The organism is Peribacillus folii (assembly GCF_030271255.1).
Lineage (GTDB): Bacteria > Bacillota > Bacilli > Bacillales > DSM-1321 > Peribacillus.
This window is the reverse complement of record NZ_JASJOM010000005.1, coordinates 1-21643: the sequence shown is the minus strand read 5'-3', so window position 1 is coordinate 21643 and position 21643 is coordinate 1. Positions and strand designations below refer to the sequence as shown.

Genomic DNA, 21643 nt, shown 5'->3' with positions numbered 1-21643 from the left:
ACTGGACATGCAAAATCTAAAACGATTAAATCCTCTTCATGTTATTTTTTTACTCATTAATACCGCCACAGGGGTCGGAATGATTACGTTTCCTCATGATGTAAGCCAAATGGGCTATGGGATGTGGGTCATGCCGCTTGTTTATGGAATCGTGATGCAGCTCCTTTTTTTCTTATTTTTCAAGCTGCTCAAATACTATCCAAAAAACACTTTATTTGAGATCAATCATTTGTTACTGGGAAGAGTGCTTGGTAATCTCGTCAATTTCCTGATCTTTATCTATGCAGTTCTTGTTGTATACCGGGTAATCGTTTCTTACGCCCAAATTGTGAACCTCCTGTCTTTTCAATCTAACCATACATTTTGGATCATCACCGCTCTGCTTTTTGTCACATTCTTCATCATTAACAGAGGGAATCTGATTTCACTTGCTCAATATCATTTCCTTTCATTCTTTTTATCCATTTGGATCATCCTTTTTCTAAGTATGGGGTTTAACAAAGGAGATATCACACATTTGTTGCCGCTACTGAATTTCAAGGCTTCTGATTTGCTTCCTGCATTCCCTGAAGGGTACTTTTCATTTATTGGATTTGAGTTCATCCTTTTCTTTTATCCATTCATGGACAACCAAAAAAGTGCATGTAAACAGGCCAGTATCGCTTTATGGATTGTGGTTTTCATGTATAGCTTTGTAACGATTGCATCTGTCGTTCAATTCTCTGAGTGGCAGTTACAGCATATTGAATACCCGGTAGTCAATTTGATGCAGGAGGTACAATTATCTTTTGTCGCCCGAATTGACAATTTCTTTGTAAACCTTTGGCTGCTTCTTGTGATAGGAACGGCTGCCACGTATATTTGGATTGCAAAAAATGCCTTAAATCAAATAAGCGGAAATGAAAAGAATGAAACCACTAAAGTGCTAGCTGCTTTAGGTTTGGTTTTTATCCTTTTTTTTCTCCCTGGAATTTTGAGTGTTGTATTGGAGAAAATAGCAAATTTGATCATCTATTTTAATTTTGTCTTGGTTATTTTTCCGCTACTATTACTTGCAATAAGGAGGCTCAAGACTTGAAATATACACTGGTTATCCCCGTCTTGATGATATGTCTTGTTCAATTATCAGGCTGCACACAATTTCAGCAGCCGGCTATTGAAGACTATGCCTTGGTCCAAATTGTTTCTTTTGACTATATTGAATCAACAAAGGAAACGAAAGTCTCCGTGCTGACCCCCCAAGTGATTACAAGAGATAAAGAATCGAATAAAGTCTATGAAGTTACGGATGCTTCGATCGCAGGTGCCATCAATAAACTATCGATGAAAATGGATAAGATGATCGTTCCTTCCCAATTACAAGTTGGCTTAGTCAGCCAAAAGTATGCAAAAGAAAAAGGATTAAAGGAATTAGCCGAATACTTTAGGTATAATCCACGTTTATCCATGAATATGAAGATGGCAGTTACTGAAGAAGATGCAGTAAATATCATTAAAGGAAAATATATGGATGAGCCTAAAACCAACGTTTATATCATTAGTTTACTGACACCAAGGTTCAATAAATCATTCGCTGCTTTCGCAAATCTCCATGAAGTGGATTATAGAGCGTCCAGCGGTGCCTCAGACCCGACACTTCCTTTACTTAGAAAAGAAAATCAGAAATTGTCCTTTAAAGGGAATGTGTTATTCCGGGATTTTAAAATGCACCAAACCCTAAGTGCAAATCAAAGCAATATCCTACAGTTGCTTAAGGAAAGAAAAGGGAAATTATTCAGTATGAAAATGGATTTAAGAGAACACAAACCAGTGTACACACGAACCATGAAAAGTAAGGTGAGGTATATCAGTAATGGAGACTTAAGTCATCCGCAGGTTACGATTAGGCTTGATATTCAAGTGGATGGTTTATCCGTCAATCTCGGGCCGCCCGGTACATCGGAAAAACGAATTAGCCAATACTTTAAAGATGAAGTGAATCAGTTGATTGCCGGCCTGCAAAAAGAAGAAGTCGATGCCATAGGAATGGGCGAAGCCTTTCGTAAAGCACATAAAGGGACATGGTCAGGGGAAGTGTGGAGACAAACATTTCCAAAAGTAATATATCAAACAGAAGTAACGACGGAAATAACAGAAGGGGGTATGAGTCAATAGCTCCAATCCCTCCTTTATCGTCATGTTTAAAAGTCATGATGACTATATATTAAATTAGTGGCGTTATATAATTGACAATGAGAATCATTTTCATTTATAGTGGAGGTATAATGAAAGTTATTCTCAATTAGGAGGGTGGCAGGGATGAGGGTATTCATTGGTTACGTCAGTTTATCCGGTAATACCGAGAAAATGGCTGTAAACATAAAGAATCGGATGATGGCTGTCGGCTGTGAAGTATATATGGAAAGATTGGATACGGTAGAAGTGGATACCTTGAAGGATTTTGATTTGTCCTTTATCGGTTTATATACATGGGATCAAGAAGAGTTGCCATATGAGGCCAATGAATTTTATGAAGAGCTCGTTCAAGCGGATCCCCAAGGAGTGAAGGTCGCATTATTCGGGGCAGGTGACTGGAGCCAGCCCAGGCCTTGCGGTGCAATCGATATCGTCTCCAACAAGATGAAGTCATGTGGGTTTGCCGTTTATGATCGCGTCTTGAAAATTGATCAGGAAGCACCTGCCCCTGATCGAATCCGTCAATGTGAAGACTTTGCGGATCGGGCTCTTAGTTGGGGAAGCAAAAGGAAAAAGTGGCGGTTTTTCATATGGAATCGGATGCAAAATAACCCTAAATATCAAAGGACTGCCTATTTATTAAGGAGGGCCCTCGATGATTACCCCATTAAATAAAAAGGGAGAAGCGAAGAAAGAGGAACTAATCCAAGAACTACTGAAATTCGGGATCTTCAAGAAATATAATAAACAGCTTTACGAGCTCCCGATTGTGGTCCTGCAGAGAGAATTCAATCACATGAGAGGTGAATGAAAGAATGTCTAGGAGAAGAAAATCTTATAAAGAACTGCTAAATGAAAACCGCGAGCATCTGTTGCACGATAAAAGGGAGGTCGAGCGCATTTATACAAAAATCGATCAGAAAGCCGTCGTTGAAATCAAGAAAACGAAGCAAGTGCATTCATGAATTTATGTTGAAACCGGAATCAAGCGTTGATTTCGGTTTTTTTATATTTAATTATGTTATAATTTTCCATAATTAGTACGATTGAATCGATGAAAGCGAAGGGGGCCATGTAATTTTGATCACCCAAAAAAGCCTGGTTTTATTCGCATTATGTTTAATGTGTGGAAGCGGCTGTACCGCAGTCAATAATCAAGAGTCCCTGCCATCGCCCAAGCAAAATCCTGTCTATGATCCTCCCGCGTTTGTAACGGAGGAGGATGTGGAAGAGGTTGATTGGGACCGGCAGGCTGCTGCGTTTCAAACAGATACAAGCAGCGGCTGGACAGGAAATGAGAAAAAAGTCGCCATAATTGGACCCGAATTAAAGACAAACCAAATCGAAAAATGGCTGTGGCACTTTTGGGGGATCGATAAGGGGCAATTATCACTTGCCGGCTATCATGAACGATCAAAAGAAATCAGTCCTGTTTTCAGTGAAGGGGTTTGGTCAAGTAACGGTATTGGCGGCGGTAAAATCAATGGAGCGGATGCAAGCCTGCCCGCTCATGTTACATTGCCGAAGGCAGGTAAATGGACGAAATTGGTCTATATCGATGGCCAGTTATTCGATACATTGGTAGTCGAGGTCAATGCTTGATTATCGGTCAGAAGACCTTCATCACTCGTGAACAATTTTTACCATTTTGCAAAAGTGAAGGGTTCAAAAGCCAATCATTCAATCACATACGTTATAATGAATGTGCTCCATAGAAAGATAGTCAGAAACACAGGATGATTATATGAATGGAGGTAATAGGTCAATGAAGAAGATATTATTGGTCATGATTCCCGCGGTTGCATTAGTGGCGGCGCCGCTTGGTACGGGGGCAGATTCCGTAACCCACGCAGCTTCAAAGGATAGTCAAGTCCAGAAAATCGAAACGAAGGCGGAAACGCGTCCGACCCTCCGCAAAGGCTCGCGCTCAAGCTATGTAACAGATTTACAGCAAAGCCTGAAGGATGTTAAATATAATGTGGGCGTTGATGGCATGTTTGGTACGCAAACACAAAATGTCGTAAGGGAATTTCAAGTGGAGCACAATCTGAGCTCCGACGGTATCGTCGGACCGAAGACATGGGCAGCTTTAGATGAAAATAAAGTGGAAAGAAAACAGTTTCCGGAGAAGGATGCGATTGCGCTAGGCAAAAAAAAGCTAGGGAGCAAAATCGTATTCAGCGGTGACGGCAGATTGCTGAAAGATGGCAAAGGAAAAGCCCATTACCTTTATAAAGCCGCCAACCAGGATTGGATCGATCAAGGCGGTACAGGTACGATCGGCTGGTTCAACATCTATAAAGATGGCCGTGTCGTGGAGCAATAAAAAAAGTAACCCCCTACACCACCATCCGGCAAGATGTTTGTAGGAAATGGGTCACCGTTCTGATCGAATAGCAAAGGCGCTGGTGAAACCAGTGTCTTTTTTTGGCATGCTTTGTTGCTCACCATTGTTTCACTTTACATATATGGGTTTTATCCCGGTATATAAACGCGGAACAAAACTAGATTTTCGTCGTTGCATTCCGGTCGATTTCCAGTTTGTATCGTTTCATCCCTTTATAAGAAGCGACCGCAGGAATCAAGCAGCATAGCGCCATCGGCAAACAATAAAGCAGGTAGTAGTGCCCGCCGTTTTCCATTATCGGCAGATAAGCTAAAAAGGCGAAAAGCAACGCGGCAAAAATGATCGTAAAAATCCCGAAGGACTGATGATGAAATGCATGAATTTCCCTTCTTCGTTCTTCTTGATTGGATAAGGCCTTTGCCGCTTTATTCGTCCGAAGGAATAGGTATACGGAGATCAGCAGGAACAGGGCAGAAAACGGCAAAGCCAGCGCAAATAAAGAAACGTCAAGAATGGAAAGATAAAAGCTGGATAAGAAGAACACCTCTGACACACCCAATGGGAAGCAATAATTGAAGATGCTTATTTTGTCCACTTGTTTATTCATAAAATCCCTCCTTCTATATAATAGTATGCAACCGCTTCCGTGTTCACGACTTTGTCACATTTAAAAGAAAAAAATAAATATCCTAAGTTCCCAGCCTTTCAGCCGTCAAGACCGGTTATTCAGTTTAACTGAATAGCCGCCTTGCTAATGACGAATAGTAGTAACATATCGGGTTAGGGGGGGATGGGCTTATGGCTGGCAAAACGGCATCGAAGGGGCTTTTACTCATTTTGTGTGTATATTTTCTTTATGTAGCGGTCACGGCAGTGGTCATTTTCTGCTTCCCGAAGGAAAAAGAAGCGGGCAGGATGACGAATCACATTGATACGTATATGGGAGCGAAGGAATCCACCGTCGATCGTGTCCTGCTTCTTGAAGACGGGTATGAATCGGGATTGGCACGCATGCAAATGATTCAGGAAGCGAAGCAGTCCATTGATGTTGCCTATTACTCCATCGCAAAAGGCGAAACAAGCGAACTCCTTTTAGGTGCATTGATCGAGGCTGCCGATCGCGGTGTCAAGGTCCGTATAAATCTGGACGGAATTTGCCATGGCCTGAGGGGGGAATTGAGGAATGCCCGCTTTGCATTGGCATCACATGAGAATATCGAATTAAGGTACTATGAAACGTTCAAGCCATTCAAGCCATGGACCTGGCACAATCGGCTCCATGACAAAATCATGACCGTGGATGGCAAGTTAGCGATCATCGGGGGCAGGAACATTGCCGATAAGTATTTGGCCAGCCAGCCGCCCAAGGACTTCGTCTACGACCGCGATGTCGTGATTTTCAATGCGAAGCAAGAAAAAGATAGCGTTATCGTTGAAATGAAGCGTTATTTGAATGAATTATGGAATCATCCGTACACGAGCGAGGCTTTTTCCGATCTTTCAAAGAAACAAACGGAAAAAGGGAAAAGGATGCGGGCCAAGTTATCCAATCAATATAGCGATGCCCAGTTTGCGAAAGCCGAATTCGTTCATCCATCCATCGATTGGACCACATCAACAGCCGCGACGCATAAGGTTTCTTTTCTTCATAACCCGATCGAGCGTTTCTTCAAATACCCGTTTGTGTGGAAATCGTTAGTGGACATTGCAGCGGATGCCCAACAATCGGTTTACATTCAGAGCCCTTATATCGTTCCTGCCGATATGTTGGAGGAATATGTGCCAAAGCGGCTGGATGATAAGGCCGAATGGACAATCCTGACCAATTCGGTAACATCGACTCCGAATGTGATCGCTTTTTCCGGTTATTTGGGGCTCAGGGATCGTATCGTTGAGACAGGGGCAAAGCTTTATGAATATTCGAAGCTGTATTCATTGCATGGAAAATCCGTTGTATATGATGAACGATTAAGTGCAGTCGGTTCCTTCAATTTGGATTCGCGGTCTGCGTTTTTAAACACGGAGTCGATGGTGATCATTGATAGTGAAGCCTTCGCCTCACAGCTAATCGGGGCCATCGATTCGAAAATTGCGGATAGTACACTCGTGGCAGATGAGAAAAAATATATCCAGCCGCCTGAAGATAAACAAAAGGACCAATCCTTTTTCAAAGCGACCTTTTTAAACGTCCTCTCGAAAATAACCGTCTATTGCAACCGGTTCATCTGATAAGAGCGGTAAGATAACGACCGCGAAGGTGAATATATTTGTTATACTTAAAGCCATAAACCATCCGAAGGAGAAAGACACATGCAAACTTTACAGCACCTTTCGAAACATATTGTCTACCTGACACCAGTCCAAGAAACGGACCGGCCCATTCTTGGCGCCGTCATCGGGAACAAGAAAACGCTCATCATCGATGCCGGAAACTCCGTCCAGCATGCGCGGCTTTTTCAGGCCGAATTACATAAACATGACATTACCGGCGATCTCCTGGCCTTGACCCATTCCCACTGGGACCATGTATTCGGGCTGGAGCATATCGGAATTCCGGTCATTTGTCACGAAAAAACCTATCACCATATCAAAGCCATGCAGCCGCTCTCATGGGAAGATCCTGCCCTTGATCAGCGGGTTGAAGAAGGAACGGAGATACCATTCTGTGCAGACGCAATCAAGCTGGAACTAGGAAAGAATCGGGAAATCACCCTGCCGCTGCCCGACATCCTGTTTGATGAAAAACTGACGATCGACCTTGGCGATATCACCTGCGTCATCGAGCACATCGGCGGTGACCATGCAAAGGATTCCTGCATCATTTATGTTCCGGAGGAAAAAACATTATTTCTCGGAGACTGCTTTTATGCCAATCTATATGCGGAAAAGTGGAACTACACGGCTGAACAGGCATCACTGCTCGTCAAGAAACTTGAAGCCTATGATGCCGATACCTATATCCTTTCCCATCATGATAAGCCGTGCACGAAGCAGGAAATGGAAGCCGAATTCACCTTAATGAAGCAATGTGCCAATGCCGTCGTCGAACATCGTGGAAATAAAGCCAAAATCGAGCAGGAATTGGCGAAAGAGGCAAACCGGGAATTAACGGAACATGAACTCGAAACGATCGGATTTTTTGTGAATGGATACTGAGTAAGAAGAGGAAGAGCGGAGCAAAAAAAATAGTGTGAATGAAACTGCACACCGATTGACTAAAAGGTGTGCAGTTTCATTTAATTATGAGCTTTTTCCAGGGCCAGCTTTATTCCAAAGCCAATCAGCACGGTCCCGGTCAACCCCTCAAAAATCGCTTGTGTCCTAGGTTTTTTCATGAAAGCACTAATCTGGTTCAACAGATAAATATAAAAAATGAACCACAACGCCGTCAAAACGGTATACGTGACCCCCATGATCAGGAACGGCAAAAATGTCTGATTGCCCGGATCGACGAACTGAGGCAAAAACGTCAAGAAGAACACGGCCACTTTAGGATTGAGTAAATTGGTCAGAAACCCCTGCTTGAAGCATGAATGACTCTCATACCTGCTTTCCCCCGTTGCCACCGTGTCACTGGCGCCTTTAGTATGCTTTAATCCCCATAATGTTTTTATGCCCAGATAGACCAGATAGACGGCACCGACGTATTTGAAGACGGAAAATACTAAAGCCGACTTCACGATGATCGCCGAAAGCCCGAACACGGCTGCTGAAGTATGAATAAGCAGGGCGCAGCAAGTCCCGAGCATCGTCTTGAAACCGCCCTTCGTCCCATCGGTCACCGTATTCCTAGTGGCTATTGCCGTATCCGGTCCAGGCAAAAGGATGAGAAGAACGCACATAAGCACGAAAAAATAAAAGTTATCCATATACGGACCTCCATTCTGGATGCTGAATTCAGAAGATTATAACATAAACATCCGCAGTTGCGGAATGAAATTACGCCCGAAAATCGTGAATGATTCAACAGGATGATGCCGGAACTCGCGCATGTCTGCGTTATTACTCGCGAGTTCGGCGTTACCCCCGCATGTTAATCAGTGCTTGGGCAGTCGCTTATCGTTTAATCGGGCGTTCGAGGGTCAATATTTCATCCTCAAGGGAAGAGTATTGCTGTTCGACGACATGTTTAACATCATGGACGGCAGCGTTATAGAAATGGGGGGCGAGTGATTCCTTGACGAAGTCCAATACTCGTTCGGCTGCGAATTCTGTTATTTCCTCATCTCTTTCTTGTGAAAAGAAATATTGGATGTCGGATATCATTAATGCTTGTTGTTCTTTTGTTAGCTTTATAAACATTCGATACACTCCTTAAAATATTTTAGTAGTTTAACTATACACGCGAAGACGAGATAATCACAGGCTGGATTTTCAAAAGAATGTATGTACATGATCCCCTCGCTAAAAAGAACGGCTCCCTTAATCCGGGAGCCGTTCTCGTTTTTTTAGGCTGACCCCATTTAGGGGATTTTTTTCAAAACGGCCCGTACCGGACTTCCATCGGCATGAGCCAATGGAAGGGGAAGGGCAGCCAATTCATAATTCCCGGGAACTATACTGTCCAATACAAGACCCTCGAGAATGTGAATTCCATGGCTGGCCAGTTCATGATGGGCAGGGAGTCCCTTACTATCCAATGGATCGACCGAAGGCAAATCAAGACCAAGGAGCCGAATGCCAAGACTTGACAGGTAAGCGGCCAATTCCGGCTGGATAGGGGGAATGCTTTGCGGAAATGCGCGTCTATCCTGCCAAGCATCCGTCCGGATCAACAGCCGCGTCATGCCTTGTAAGTCGTGATTGGCCAAATCAGCGACCCCGATGCTCGTCTTGTTTGGCAAGTGGATGACACGGGAACATCCGATATATAAATCGAGATCCAATTCAATCACTCGTTTTCCCTCGTTATCAAAATGAAACGGTGCATCAATATGCGTGCCGGTATGGACACTCATGCTGATTTTTCCTACATTGACCGAGCCGCTTTCTTCCTTGCTCCAATTGACTTTGTAGGAGAAGGGAGCATCACCCGGCCAGGTTGGAACCGATTCATCGAGACGCTGTGAAACATCAATCCATGTACTCATGCGTTACCTCCAGCCCTTTTCTTCTTATAGCTTCGTTCTTAAGCTCCAGAGCTCTGGGAAAAAGTGTTGATCCAGAGCCCTTTTTAAATACATCACGCCTGATGATCCACCGGTACCGGTTTTGTTGCCGATGATCCTTTCCACCGTACTCATATGATTGAAGCGCCATAATTGCTGCTGGTGGCCGATATCCACTAACTTCTCAGCTAGCTCATATAAGTCCCAATATTGCTCGACATCGCGGTAAACGGTCAGCCACGCAGCCTCGACACTGGCATTCGGTTCATACTTTTGCGACCAATCGCGGCTGAGGGCATCTTGATTAACGGGCAATCCGCGCGCGACAAGAGCGGTGATTGCCTCGTCATAGATGCTCGGCTCGTGAAGTGCCTGCTTCATTTGCTCATATAAGCCGGCATCGTGCTGATAGACTGATAACGTATGGACATTTTTGTTGCCCAGCGCAAATTCAATCAGACGGTTTTGATAGGATTGGAATCCTGATGATTGTCCCAGCTTATCCCTGAATTCCAAGTACTCCGCCGGGGTCAAGGTGGCCAGGACATTCCATGACTGAATCAGCTGCTGCTGGATCCTTGAAACCCGTGACAGCATTTTAAATGAGGGTTCCAAATTGTTTTGGCGGATGCACGTTGCGGCCGCTTTCAATTCATGTAAAATGAGCTTCATCCATAACTCGCTCGTTTGATGGATGATGATAAAAAGCATTTCATCATGATGATCAGAGCATCTATGCTGACTGGATAAAATTTGATCAAGGTGGAGGTAATCTCCGTAAGACATCGACTTTTGGAAATCGGTTTGGATATTCTTCTCCAGATCAGACCCAATTTGTTCCTTGCCATTCGTATTCTTCATTTCGCCATTCCCCTCACTTTTCATTCACAAAGATGTTCATACCAATCTAATCTATTTTCTTGTTTGGATATTCCTTTTCGGAATGCTGAATCGAATTTCTCTTCTTCGAAACGAGATATGCAACAGATAAAAATAACAGCCAAGGAACCCCGAATTGGAGCATGATTCTGAAATCCGTGAACCAAGTCGTAATCATCAAGCTGAATAGAAGAACGGCTCCTAATAACGTTAAATAAGGAAAACCGATCATTCTTACTGGTAACTTCCGGCCGCCTGCCTTCTCCCATTCCACCCTGAAAAACAAGTGGGATATAAAGACCATCAGCCAAGTGAAAATGGCACCGAACATGGAAATGCCCATCATGAATGCGTAGGAGGAGCCTGGAAGCAACGCATGAACGGCTGCAGCAATGAATATTCCAGCTGTCGAAACAGCCAGTGCATTTGCCGGAATGTTCCTTTTATTTAGTTTTCCCAGAATGCTAGGTGCATTTTCCCGTCGTGCCAACGAAAACATCATCCGTGTTGAAGCATAGAGCTGCGCATTCATTGCAGACAAAGCAGCGATTAAGATGATGAAGTTCATGATTCCGGAGGCACCGGGTATATTCAAGATATCCATCACCTTTACGAAGGGGCTTTCCTCGATTCCAGCTGTTTTCCACGGAACGATCATCAACATGATCCCAATGGTCAGCACATAGAAAGTGGATAAACGAAAAACGGTCGCTTTTAATGCTTTGGGCACAGCGACATCCGGGTCTTTTGCTTCCCCTGATGTAACCGCTATCATTTCGGTCCCGATGAAGCTGAATAAAGAAATGAATACAGCGACCCACATTCCCCACCAACCAAATGGGAAAAAACCGCCTTCGTTGACCAAGTTTTCCGTCCCGCTGCCTGAAGGGGTTGACGAACCGATCAGTACATACGACCCAAGCAGGATAAACCCGACGATGGCACTTATTTTTATGAAGGAGAACCAATACTCGAAGGTAGCGAATGTGTTGACGCTAGTGGCGTTGACATAAATAAGTGCCCCGGCAAACAACAAAATCCATATGATCCCCGGCACGGTCGGAAACCAATATTTCATATACACGCTGATTGCACTTACTTCAACGCCGACCGCCAGCACATTCCCGATCCAATAAGAATAGCGAACAAGGTAGCCTGCCATGGGAGACATATACTTTTCGGCAATCGCCCCAAAAGAACCTGAAGTGGGATGCGCCACTGTCATTTCAGCCAAGCAGCCCATCAATAGCAGCACAATGAAAGCCCCGAGTGCATAACTGAGCAAAACGCTCGGGCCTGCGGCTTGAATGGCAAGTCCGCTTCCGAGGAATAAACCCGTCCCGATGGCACAGCCCATCGCAATCATCGAAAGCTGACTCGTTTTTAATGATCGCTTCAATCCTTTTTCTGGATCATCTTTCCTATTCAATTGTATATCGTTGTTCTCCATATTTCATCCCCTTTCTTTCTGTAAAGACTTGAATCAATTAAACTGCTGGGGGATGGTGTCCCCCAGGGCAGTATGATCATGCAACGACTTCACGTTCATTCTTATATTGCTCATATTGTTTTTCAGTCATGATCTTCTTGAGGATCTGGACGACTTCCCAAACTTCAGCATAGGAGGTATAGAGCGCAACCGGAGCAAGGCGAATGATGTTAGGAGCCCGGAAATCCGGTATCACGCCGTTATCCTTCAAGGCCTTGCAAATGCGGGCAGCCTCTTTATGCTCTAAGCTGACATGGCCGCCGCGCCGGGCGTCTTCTCTCGGTGTCCCGATGAAAAAACCCATGTCCTTCAACTCATGTTCGACCAAGTCGATTAAATATTGATTGATCTTAAGCGACTTTCCCCGGATGTTCTCAATTCCGGCCTCGATAAAAATATCCAAAGATCCGATTAAAGGCGCACAGCTTAAAACATTTGGCGTTCCGATTTGGTAGGCCCCAGCGGAATCAGCTTGTGTTAACGTATGTTCCATATCGAATTGTTTTTCCTTGCTTGAACCGAACCATCCCGCCAATCCAGGCATCGTCCCAAAGTGTTTCCGGTTTACATATAAGCCGCCAACGGCACCAGGACCGCCATTCAGATGCTTATAATTGCACCAATAAGCAAAATCAACATCCCATTCACTGAACGAATGCGGGATGGCACCAACCGAATGGCACCCATCGAATCCGATCTTGATCCCCCTTTTATGAGCTTCCTCGGTCAAGCGCTTCATATCCAGGATTTGGCCGCTGCGGTACAAAACCGTCGGCAACATGATTAAAGCGATATCATCAGTCATGGCCTCGATGATATCATCTTCTTCAAGAAAGCGGCCGTCCCGACTCTTCACACGGATGAGATGGGTTTGCGGATCGAGCCCATGATTGTACAGCTGGCTTTGCAGTGCATAAATATCCGACGGAAAGGTAAGCTCATCCGCCAGGATTTTTGTGCGGGTGCCTTCAGGCTTATAAAAGGTAGCCGCGAGCTGATGCAGATTCACAGTGGTGGAGCCGGTTACGATCACCTCATCGGAGGACGCCCCGACCAAATGGGCCATTTTCGCCCCCAGTTCCTCAGCCATGAAAAACCATGGATGTGTTCCTTGTGTCCATCCGTCGATCCCATGCTCCTTCCAATCCGCCAATGATTCCAAAAGAGTGCGCTCTGCCCTTTTTGAAAGCAGTCCCAAGGAGTTCCCGTCCATATAAATGGAATCAGGCTTTAAATAAAACTCATCACGAAAACCATGAAGCGTATCTTGTTCATCCTGCTGCTTCGCGTAATCCAACGTGTATGTTGAAACCATAATGACCTCCTCTATTCGAATTATAGTACTTCTAGGAAAATCGTATCAAAGAATATGACATCATGTCAATAACACATTTCAGAAAATTTAAAATACTTCTCGTTTTGCGACAAATGTTTTTATATGAAAGGAAATCCTTTATGCTAGACATAAGGGGGGATGAGGCATGATTGATGGCCAAGCAGGGGATAAACGACATTTACGTTCGATTATGACACGGCAAAAGCTAATGGAAGCTGCAAAGGAAATCTTTCTTGAAGAAGGTTATCAGGCTGCAGTTATTTCCCAAATAATCAAAAGGGCAAATATCGGATATGGAACTGCCTATGTTCACTTTAAAGGAAAAGAGGATCTATTGATTGTATTGATGGAAAATGTGATGGAGCAATTCTATGAAATTGCCGAAACCTCTTTCTTTCCAAACTCCAAAAATGAAGCAAGGCAAATCATAAACAACCAAGCCAAGTCATTTTTATTAATGGCGGAAGCTGAACGCAACATGCTCCAGGTTTTCGAACAGGCTATCGGCATATCGACCGTCATCTCGGATAAATGGAAAGCTATCCGCCTGAAATTCACCCAGCGCATATCAAAGGACATCGCCTATGCACAGCAAAAAGGCCTGGCAAGAGCTGACCTAAACCATGAGCTCGTAGCAAAAGGCTGGTTCTTCACAAATGAAATGTACCTATGGGAAATCGTCAGGAACGAACACCAAAGCACGGTCGAAGAAATCGCCCAAACCATCACCTCCGTATATGTCGAAGGCCTATACCTATAATTGATATACCAAGAAATCTTCCGGTTTAATACAACTCGGAAGATTTTTTGTCTTTAATGCCGAATGAAAATCAATAGCTCAGCAGAAGTGGATCGAATCCAATTGGCGAGTAAAGCGCCCGAATTGGCGAGTAAACTGTCCAAATTGGCGAGTAAAGCGCCTAAATTGGCGAGAAAAGTGCCCAAATTGGCGAGTAAAGCGCCTAAATTGGCGAGTAAAGTGCTCAATTTGGCGAGTAAAGCGCCTAAATTGAGTAAAGTGCCCGAATTAGCGAGTAAACCGTCCAAATTAGCGAGTAAACCGTCCAAATTGGCGAGTAAACTGCTCAAATTGGCGAGTAAACTGCTCAAATTAGCGAGTAAACCGTCCAAATTGGCGAGTACCGCACTCAACCTCCATCGCAAAAGGCTGAAAAAAGAGGCGCATGCCCGAATTAGCGAGTAAATCAGCCAAATTGGCGAGTAAAGTGCCCAAATTGGCGAGTAAAGTGCCCAAATTGGCGAGTAAAGTGCCCAAATTGGCGAGTAAAGTGCCCAAATTGTCGATTACCGCACTCAACCTCCATCGCAAAAGGCTGAAAAAAGAGGCGCATGCCCAATTGTCGAGTAAAGCGCCTAAATTGGCGAGTAAAGCGCCCGAATTGGCGAGTAAACCGTCCAAATTGGCGAGTAAATCAGCTCAATTGGCGAGTAAACTGCTCAAAATGGCGAGTAAACCGTCCAAACTCGCGAGTAACCAAGCTTAATTTTGCTTCTCAAGGTTGGGGGACTTATATCGGCTAAGCCTTAGGTCTTACTTGAAAATATAGCTAAGGCTCATTATACGATTTTGGAAAAGTAGATAAGATAGAAACATGGAAAGGAGGACGAAAACAATGAAGAAATTTGGTTTGTTTATTGTAGGTTTGATTGCCTTGTTCGTGCTGCTGGCGAATGTGGGTCCATTGATCGGTTTGGCGATTTGTTTGGCGATTTTATACTTTGGGTTCAAGCAGTTCATGAAGTCGGAGTCGACAGGAGCCAAGATTGCTTGGGGAGCACTATGCGTTATCGTTCTGATCATTGCTGTTTCCCATATCCCGGCGATATTGGGATTGGTGGCCGCTTATGTGCTTTACCTCGTTTATAAAAAATGGAATGACAATGGAGAACACACATCAGCTGACAACGATCCATTCTCCAATTTTGAAAGAGAGTGGAAAGAGTTGAATAAGAACTAATAGAAGGGATGGAAATGTAATGGGTAATTTATTTACTAGGATGAAACAAACGATTTCAGCGGACTTTCATGATTTGCTTGATAAGAAGGAGCAAAAGAATCCAATCGGCATGTTGAATCAATATTTGCGTCAATGTGAGCAGGAGACGGAGAAGGTGGGCAAGCTGCTTGAGCGTCAATATCTTCTGAAAGAAGAGTTTACGCGTGAGTATAATCAAGCGCAAAATCTAGCTGAAAAGCGCAAACATCAAGCGGAGGTTGCGAAGCAGTCCGGTGAAACGGATTTAATGGAGTTCGCCCTTAAGGAAAGCCTGCATTATGAAGATCGTGCGCAAAGCTTGAAGGAGGCGCATAAGAGTGCGGAGGATCAGTTGGCTGAGCTTGAGCGTAAATATGAAGAAATGAAGCATAAGCTCAAGGATATGCACTTAAAACGGATGGAATTGATGGGCAGGGAGAATATTGCCCGGGCAAACCACCGGATCAATCGAGTGCTGGATGCCGGCCGCACCGAGGCCAAGCCGGTTGCGATGTTCGAAGAGATGGAGCACTATATCGACCGGATCGAGCATAATGTCGATTCCGATTATAACCGTCATACCATCGATGCAAGAATCGCTCAGCTTGAAAAGGAATTGGAACAGAAAGAAGCGTAAACATCATTCATGCATGGCTTTGATCCCTCATCCGCGGGAAAGTGATGGATGGGGGAAAACGCCCTGTTAGAACGTGTTGGTTTCGTGGTATTCTTAACAGGCGCGGATCACTGCGCCTGTTAAGAATATCATGAGCATATGCAAAGGAGGCGGGCCGATGTTGAGCAAAATGAAAACGGATTATATGGGTTGGATCTTCCTCATCGGAATCGTCCTGCTTTTTTTAGAAATTTCGTTCAAAGGTGGAGGTTTGCTGTTTGCCCTTGCTTTTTCGATTGTCTTAATCTATTTGGGCAGGAAATTCACGAAGCGGACAATTGGGACGATTTTCTTTTTTTCTGGACTGATCTTTCTTATCATCACGGTTTTGAATATGTTCGTTTTTAAATTTTTCCTGATCGCCATACTCATATATTTCTTGGTTCTGTATTATCAGTCGAAAAAGAATCCTGATTGGATCAATCCGATCATCACCAATGAAGGGCTCGACGAAGAGCGGGTCCATAAAGAGGCGTTGTTGAAAACTGGGCATCTTTTTCACAATAAGCTGTTCGGCCACCAACAGACGGGTGAGCAGGTATACGAATGGCATTCCGTGAATGTTCAAAGCGGGGTCGGTGATACGGTCATTGATTTGAGCCGGACGATTCTGCCGAAAGGGGATGCCGTCATTTCCCTTAGGAATATTGTCGGCAATATCACGGTCCTCATCCCGTATGGCATCGAAATAAGGGTTCATCATTCCGTCGTGGCAGGGAGAGCGCGGATCTTTGAAAATAAGCCGGAGGAATCAAGGGTCTTCAATCAAATCCATTCGTTTCAAACGGAGGGCTTCGATGAAGCGGATCATAAGGTTCATATCATCACGTCCATCCTGGTCGGGGATTTAGAGGTGAAGCGGATATGAGCATCATGACACGGCAGATCTTGAATGCCCTTGGTGTTTCCTTCGTTCTTTCGCTGCTTTTGCCGGCGGTGGTTTTCTTCATTTTCCCGCTGCCCGACTGGAGCGTCCTATGGGAGAAAGTGGTCATGGGGCTGCCCTTCGTCATTTTCCTGCCAAGTCTGGTCATTACGGCAGGGCTGATTTATGGAGCCATCTCGGGGATGTTTCTCAAAAGGCAGCTGCAAAGGGTGGATGAAGGCCTTTACTTGCTTGAACAGGGCCGTTTGCCTTCACGGCAGGAACCCTATCCGATTGCCGAGCTGGCGGCCATGGCTGAACGGATGAACCACATTCATAAGCAAATCAATGAACAAACAAAATTATCGCAAAAGATGGCCAATGAAAAGGCCATCGATCAGGAGAAGCAGATTCAGGAAATCGTTTCCCAGGAGCGGAACCGCCTGGCGCGGGAGCTGCATGATTCGGTGAGCCAGCAATTGTTCGCGGCTTCGATGTTCATGTCGGCCATTACAGAGTCACAAGCTGATATGGATACAACCGAAATGAAACAATTCAAGGTCGTGGAAGAGATGATCCATCAATCTCAGCTCGAGATGAGGGCGCTCCTGCTTCACTTAAGACCCGTTGCGTTGAAGGGAAAATCATTACAAGCGGGAATGAAGGAGCTCCTCGAAGAATTGGCGCAAAAAGTGACGATGGACATACATTGGAAGGCGGAGCCGGTCATCCTCGATAAAGGGATTGAAGACCATCTGTTCCGCATTTTACAGGAATCTGTTTCCAATACGCTCAGGCATGCCAAGGCAAGCTCGCTTGAAGTGCTATTGATCGTCCGTGATGGCTTGATCATTTTCCGGATAACGGATGATGGCATCGGCTTTAACGCCGAGGATGCAAAAGCCGGATCTTACGGACTGCAAAACATGCATGAACGGGCTGTTGAATTAGGCGGAACGATGCAGCTTGTAAGCGTACCGAATAAAGGAACGAAGCTCGAGGTGAAAATTCCATTGATACATACAGGAGGTGATCATGATGATTAAAGTATTATTTGTCGATGACCATGAAATGGTAAGGATCGGGGTATCGGCCTATTTAACGGCGCAGGCGGACATCGAAGTGATCGGGGAAGCGGACAATGGTGTGAAGGCAGTCGAACTTGCCCTCCAATTGCGTCCGGATATCATTTTGATGGATTTGGTCATGCCTGAAATGGATGGCATAGAAGCGACGAAGCGAATTATCGAAAAATGGCCCGAAGCCAAGATCATCATCGTGACAAGCTTCCTGGATGATGAAAAAGTGTATCCGGCATTGGAGGCTGGGGCGACGAGCTATATGCTGAAAACCTCGAAAGCAAGCGAGATCGCCAGAGCCGTCCGGTCCACCTATCAAGGACAAAGCGTGCTTGAACCTGAGGTGACTGGAAAAATGATGGCAAAGCTGCGCCATCCAAAGGTGACACAGCTTCACGATCAGTTGACAAATCGGGAAATGGAAATTCTGCTTTTAATGACACAAGGGAAAACGAATCAGGAAATAGCTGATGAGCTCTACATTGCCCTGAAAACGGCCAAGGTGCATGTTAGCAACATATTAAGTAAGCTTGACGTGCAGGACCGCACCCAAGCGGTGATTTACGCATTTAAACATTCACTTGTCGATGATGAACGATGAGGCAGGAAAAGGGACTGTCCCAAAAGGAGAAAATCAGCCAAAAAGAAGCAAATAAAAAAATCAAGAATGCTGTTAAATCAGCATCTTGATTTTAATGATGGGGTGTCAATAAGTCTAAATTGGACTTATGAGACAGCCCCCTTTTTTTATGCTTCCGGGCAGTACTAGAGAAGGCGGGAAATCTCCGTACAACGTCTGTGACCGGGAGATGATGTTGAAGTCTTGTAGCCCCAGTCCTTATGTTTCACTCTTTTTGTTCAACTTATGATTAACCAATATTAAACCTATGCCAACGATCCCAACAATAATGGTCACTATGAAGCCTTCGGGTGTTCTGGTGTAGACACTATATAGAAAGCATCCTAAGAACATGACAACGATAAGAGTGTGGTATAAACGATATTTCGACATTAAAACACCTCTTTTAGTAAAAGGGACTTAATTCATCCCTTTATAGTAATACAAAGTAAGAGGAATGAAATTCCAGTTTTGAAATGGGGCGTTTCAGTTTTGAGGTGCTAACTTATTTGTTGGATGAGTTGAATCGTCTACACTTATCTTCAGTTAGTGTAGACGATTCAGTGTTTTTTACAATGACTCTATTCCATATTTAGGAGATACCGCAGAATGCTTTTCAGTTCTATCAACCTTCCTCTGCCGTATCGAGCCTTGTGCCATATATGCGATAAAGCACCAAGGCGAAAACCATACCGATAAAGGATATCGAGGAGATGAACAAGTATAGCGTCTTGCCACCGAAGGTTTGATAGATGGCTCCGCCAACATAAGAAGCGATGATTCCCGACACCCCGAAGAATAAGAGGGCCAGGACAGTTTGGCCTGTGGCGCGCCATTCCACCGGGACGATGCGGTATAGGTACTGAATCGCCGCGGAATAGAAAATCGGGAACGTCAATAGCTGCAAGACCTGCAAATATGCCAGCAGATGCGGATCGGTAATCCAGGCTGAGACGAAATAGCGGATAAAGAAAAACGCCGCTGCAAACGAGATGATGATGATTTCCTTGCCTTTGCGCAGCCACCAGAAGCTTAGGGCGAATACGACGATTTCGCTTCCTGCGGCCAGGAACCAGGTCAAGCCGACAAGCTTGGCGCTTCCGCCAAGCTCGCGGATATACACACCTAGGAACGTATCATTCATCCTTGCAGGAACAGCACAGATAAACACCAATAATAGGAAAAGCAGCGTCTCCTTATTGCTGAAAAAATGCTTCAGGCTCTTTAAGGTGACAGGCTTCCCCGACACCGGTGCATCCGGCATCATCCAGCTAATGATGAAGCTGATCAGCCCGATCCCGGCGAACAGGAAGGCCAGACTGTTTGCCCCGAAGTAGGACATCACATAGCCGGTGACCAGCGATATCACCGCATACCCCAAGGCGCCATATGTCCGGATCGAGCCGTAGCTGATCCCTGATTTCTCCGCAATCGTAAAATTGAGGCTTTCCGTCAGGGGATCGATCGGCATCAAAAAGAAATAAAGCAGCATGGCAAACAGGATCAGCTGAAGATAGCTGCTTGAGTCATATAGAAAATAACCGATTACACTTGAGAAAAAAATGAGTAACAGCAAGACTTTGCGGATTGTCCGCGTTTTGTCGCTGATCATCCCCCATAATGGCTGGGTAATCAGGGTAACAAATCCTCCTGTACCAATGATGAAGCCGATTTGGGCTGGACGCAAACCTTGATCAGCCAGATAAACTGGCAGAAATGGAATGAAAATGGCAAGCAGTCCAAAATATAAAAAGTTAAAACTTTTTAATAATCGTAAAGCTTTCATATAAAAAATGATACCTCGCCTGTTCTATAGATTCGATTGGTTCAACCTTGCTATTGTAACATTGTTGACAGATTTTGAAAAAAAGGTTTTGATGGTCCTGACAGCTAAAATTGGATTTCTTCTGGATAATGGTTCCTTTACCTTTTTAAATCTGGATGAAGATGATAAAATTAACACTAAATGTTAGCGCGGGAGGATGTTTGGGCGTGACAGATCAGGACACAAAAGTGGTTCAAGAGTTGCAGGAGCTGAAGCAAAAAGTCAGTCATCTGGAAGACTTATTGACGGCTCAGTCGAATAAAATGGAAAAGCCGGGAGTCGTTCGAACTTTCTTGGACGCAGTGGTTTCTTTGCTATTTGGCCTATTTATTGTGGGTCCCGTGGCAGTCGTCGCGATCGGGGGGCTGATGCTTATGGCATCATGGTTGGGTCTGGATATTTAATAGGTGACGAGAGTCCCGGAAATAGAATAGCCGAGGGGGATTTGAGAGATGGATTTATCTATCTTTTTAGCATTTAGTGCAGGAATACTATCGTTTATATCTCCATGTTGTTTACCGTTATATCCTGCTTTTTTATCTTATATTACAGGCTTATCGGTTAGTGAACTAAAAGAAGGGAGCACCGCCTTCAATCGAAAGGCACTGCTTCATACCTTTTTCTTTTTGGTCGGGTTTTCCATCATATTTGTAGTACTCGGGCTTTCGACCACGCTTTTTTACGAGCTTTTTTATGATTATATTGATTTGATCAGGCAAGCAGGGGCTGTGTTGATTGTCATGTTCGGTCTGATCCTCGTCGGATTTTTCCAGCCGAAATTCCTGATGAAGGATCGGAAAGTCACCTTTAAAAACCGTCCATCGGGCTATATCGGGTCGATTTTGATCGGGATTGGCTATGCCGCTGGCTGGACTCCATGTGTCGGTCCGATTTTGGGTGCTGTCATGGCTCTCGGTTTATATACCGGACAAGGTCTGCTTTATATGATTGCTTATATTCTTGGATTTTCAATCCCTTTCTTCATCATGTCCTTTTTTATCGGCAAATCAAGCTGGATCAGGAAGTATAGTCATAGATTAACTAAAATTGGGGGATATCTCACGATCGTTATGGGGATTTTCTTGTTTTTTGATTGGATGACGAACATTACGTCTTTCCTGACAAACCGAGTATTCGGCGGTTTTACGGGTTTTTGAGAACAGAGGTGCTACATAAACAACCAAAAGGGGATTGCCGCGTAAAGCTTCACGGTATATCCTCTTTTTTTTTTGATGAATCGTTTAATTC

The 21643-nt window shown here is 44.5% G+C and carries 27 protein-coding genes; 19 read left to right on the top strand and 8 right to left on the bottom strand.

Going from position 1 to position 21643, the window contains the following annotated elements; genetic code table 11:
• Positions 1-7: 7 nt before the first annotated feature.
• The 7 genes from QNI08_RS09375 (at position 8) to QNI08_RS09345 (ending at position 4501) form a co-directional block, all read left to right on the top strand.
• Positions 8-1078: a GerAB/ArcD/ProY family transporter gene (locus QNI08_RS09375; RefSeq protein WP_285767170.1), complete on the top strand. Its 1071-nt coding sequence runs from the start codon at positions 8-10 to the stop codon at positions 1076-1078.
• Positions 1075-2154: a Ger(x)C family spore germination protein gene (locus tag QNI08_RS09370; RefSeq protein WP_285767169.1), complete on the top strand. Its 1080-nt coding sequence runs from the start codon at positions 1075-1077 to the stop codon at positions 2152-2154. Before QNI08_RS09375 ends, QNI08_RS09370 begins: the two co-directional genes overlap by 4 nt.
• Before the next feature lie 144 nt (positions 2155-2298).
• On the top strand, positions 2299-2850 hold the full coding sequence (locus QNI08_RS09365; protein WP_285767168.1) for a flavodoxin domain-containing protein: 552 nt from the start codon (positions 2299-2301) through the stop codon (positions 2848-2850).
• A complete protein-coding gene (locus QNI08_RS09360; protein ID WP_285767167.1) occupies positions 2831-2986 on the top strand; it encodes a Fur-regulated basic protein FbpA in 156 nt (51 codons plus the stop codon). The genes QNI08_RS09365 and QNI08_RS09360 overlap by 20 nt, the downstream gene beginning before the upstream one ends.
• Before the next feature lie 4 nt (positions 2987-2990).
• Positions 2991-3140 (top strand): FbpB family small basic protein, encoded by a 150-nt coding sequence (locus tag QNI08_RS09355; protein ID WP_285767166.1) that lies wholly within the window; start codon positions 2991-2993, stop codon positions 3138-3140.
• Positions 3141-3255: 115 nt separating this feature from the next.
• Positions 3256-3777, top strand: a complete 522-nt coding sequence (locus QNI08_RS09350) for a hypothetical protein (protein WP_285767165.1) — start codon at positions 3256-3258, stop codon at positions 3775-3777.
• 163 nt (positions 3778-3940) lie between these two features.
• The gene (locus tag QNI08_RS09345; RefSeq protein ID WP_285767164.1) at positions 3941-4501 is read left to right on the top strand and encodes a peptidoglycan-binding domain-containing protein; all 561 of its coding nucleotides are present in this window, start codon (positions 3941-3943) and stop codon (positions 4499-4501) included.
• A 178-nt stretch (positions 4502-4679) separates the two neighbouring features.
• Here the strand turns inward: QNI08_RS09345 and QNI08_RS09340 are convergent, their stop codons facing one another.
• Complete coding sequence (locus QNI08_RS09340) at positions 4680-5129, bottom strand: hypothetical protein (RefSeq protein WP_285767163.1); 450 nt, start codon at positions 5127-5129, stop codon at positions 4680-4682.
• Positions 5130-5320: 191 nt separating this feature from the next.
• On the opposite strand from QNI08_RS09340, the gene QNI08_RS09335 reads away from it, so the two are divergent.
• Together QNI08_RS09335 and QNI08_RS09330 are read left to right on the top strand one after the other, a co-directional pair.
• Positions 5321-6751, top strand: coding sequence for a phospholipase D-like domain-containing protein (locus QNI08_RS09335; protein ID WP_285767162.1), 1431 nt, complete (start codon positions 5321-5323; stop codon positions 6749-6751).
• 81 nt (positions 6752-6832) lie between these two features.
• Positions 6833-7678: an MBL fold metallo-hydrolase gene (locus QNI08_RS09330; RefSeq protein ID WP_285767161.1), complete on the top strand. Its 846-nt coding sequence runs from the start codon at positions 6833-6835 to the stop codon at positions 7676-7678.
• 80 nt (positions 7679-7758) lie between these two features.
• On the opposite strand, the gene QNI08_RS09325 is transcribed toward QNI08_RS09330, so the two are convergent.
• The 6 genes from QNI08_RS09325 to kynU form a co-directional block, all read right to left on the bottom strand.
• Positions 7759-8391 (bottom strand): LysE family translocator, encoded by a 633-nt coding sequence (locus tag QNI08_RS09325; protein ID WP_285767160.1) that lies wholly within the window; start codon positions 8389-8391, stop codon positions 7759-7761.
• A gap of 187 nt (positions 8392-8578) precedes the next feature.
• Complete coding sequence (locus QNI08_RS09320) at positions 8579-8824, bottom strand: DUF2164 domain-containing protein (RefSeq protein WP_285767159.1); 246 nt, start codon at positions 8822-8824, stop codon at positions 8579-8581.
• Positions 8825-8985: 161 nt separating this feature from the next.
• Complete coding sequence (gene kynB / locus QNI08_RS09315) at positions 8986-9612, bottom strand: arylformamidase (protein WP_285767158.1); 627 nt, start codon at positions 9610-9612, stop codon at positions 8986-8988.
• A gap of 24 nt (positions 9613-9636) precedes the next feature.
• Positions 9637-10491 carry a tryptophan 2,3-dioxygenase gene (kynA, locus tag QNI08_RS09310; protein ID WP_285767157.1) on the bottom strand — a complete coding sequence of 285 codons (855 nt, stop codon included), beginning with the start codon at positions 10489-10491 and terminating at the stop codon, positions 9637-9639.
• Between the two features lie 46 nt (positions 10492-10537).
• Positions 10538-11959 (bottom strand): amino acid permease, encoded by a 1422-nt coding sequence (locus QNI08_RS09305; RefSeq protein ID WP_285767156.1) that lies wholly within the window; start codon positions 11957-11959, stop codon positions 10538-10540.
• 76 nt (positions 11960-12035) lie between these two features.
• Positions 12036-13313: a kynureninase gene (gene kynU / locus QNI08_RS09300; protein WP_285767155.1), complete on the bottom strand. Its 1278-nt coding sequence runs from the start codon at positions 13311-13313 to the stop codon at positions 12036-12038.
• A gap of 166 nt (positions 13314-13479) precedes the next feature.
• Between kynU and QNI08_RS09295 the strand changes: the two genes are divergently transcribed.
• The 8 genes from QNI08_RS09295 (at position 13480) to QNI08_RS09260 (ending at position 18552) form a co-directional block, all read left to right on the top strand.
• Positions 13480-14094, top strand: a complete 615-nt coding sequence (locus QNI08_RS09295) for a TetR/AcrR family transcriptional regulator (protein WP_285767154.1) — start codon at positions 13480-13482, stop codon at positions 14092-14094.
• Between the two features lie 87 nt (positions 14095-14181).
• Positions 14182-14538 (top strand): hypothetical protein, encoded by a 357-nt coding sequence (locus tag QNI08_RS09290; RefSeq protein WP_285767153.1) that lies wholly within the window; start codon positions 14182-14184, stop codon positions 14536-14538.
• Entirely contained in the window at positions 14519-14839 is a 321-nt protein-coding gene (locus QNI08_RS09285; RefSeq protein WP_285767152.1) for a hypothetical protein, read from the top strand. The genes QNI08_RS09290 and QNI08_RS09285 overlap by 20 nt, the downstream gene beginning before the upstream one ends.
• A gap of 129 nt (positions 14840-14968) precedes the next feature.
• Positions 14969-15313, top strand: a complete 345-nt coding sequence (locus QNI08_RS09280; RefSeq protein ID WP_285767151.1) for a lmo0954 family membrane protein — start codon at positions 14969-14971, stop codon at positions 15311-15313.
• 19 nt (positions 15314-15332) lie between these two features.
• Positions 15333-15968, top strand: a complete 636-nt coding sequence (locus tag QNI08_RS09275; protein ID WP_285767150.1) for a PspA/IM30 family protein — start codon at positions 15333-15335, stop codon at positions 15966-15968.
• 157 nt (positions 15969-16125) lie between these two features.
• Positions 16126-16875, top strand: a complete 750-nt coding sequence (gene liaF, locus QNI08_RS09270) for a cell wall-active antibiotics response protein LiaF (RefSeq protein ID WP_285767149.1) — start codon at positions 16126-16128, stop codon at positions 16873-16875.
• Positions 16872-17918: a sensor histidine kinase gene (locus tag QNI08_RS09265; RefSeq protein WP_285767148.1), complete on the top strand. Its 1047-nt coding sequence runs from the start codon at positions 16872-16874 to the stop codon at positions 17916-17918. Before liaF ends, QNI08_RS09265 begins: the two co-directional genes overlap by 4 nt.
• Positions 17911-18552: a response regulator gene (locus QNI08_RS09260; RefSeq protein ID WP_285767486.1), complete on the top strand. Its 642-nt coding sequence runs from the start codon at positions 17911-17913 to the stop codon at positions 18550-18552. The genes QNI08_RS09265 and QNI08_RS09260 overlap by 8 nt, the downstream gene beginning before the upstream one ends.
• 643 nt (positions 18553-19195) lie before the next feature.
• On the opposite strand, the gene QNI08_RS09255 is transcribed toward QNI08_RS09260, so the two are convergent.
• On the bottom strand, positions 19196-20356 hold the full coding sequence (locus QNI08_RS09255) for an MFS transporter (protein WP_285767147.1): 1161 nt from the start codon (positions 20354-20356) through the stop codon (positions 19196-19198).
• A 206-nt stretch (positions 20357-20562) separates the two neighbouring features.
• Between QNI08_RS09255 and QNI08_RS09250 the strand changes: the two genes are divergently transcribed.
• On the top strand, positions 20563-20799 hold the full coding sequence (locus QNI08_RS09250; RefSeq protein ID WP_285767146.1) for a hypothetical protein: 237 nt from the start codon (positions 20563-20565) through the stop codon (positions 20797-20799).
• Positions 20800-20847: 48 nt separating this feature from the next.
• The gene (locus QNI08_RS09245; protein ID WP_285767145.1) at positions 20848-21552 is read left to right on the top strand and encodes a cytochrome c biogenesis CcdA family protein; all 705 of its coding nucleotides are present in this window, start codon (positions 20848-20850) and stop codon (positions 21550-21552) included.
• Positions 21553-21643 lie beyond the last annotated feature (91 nt).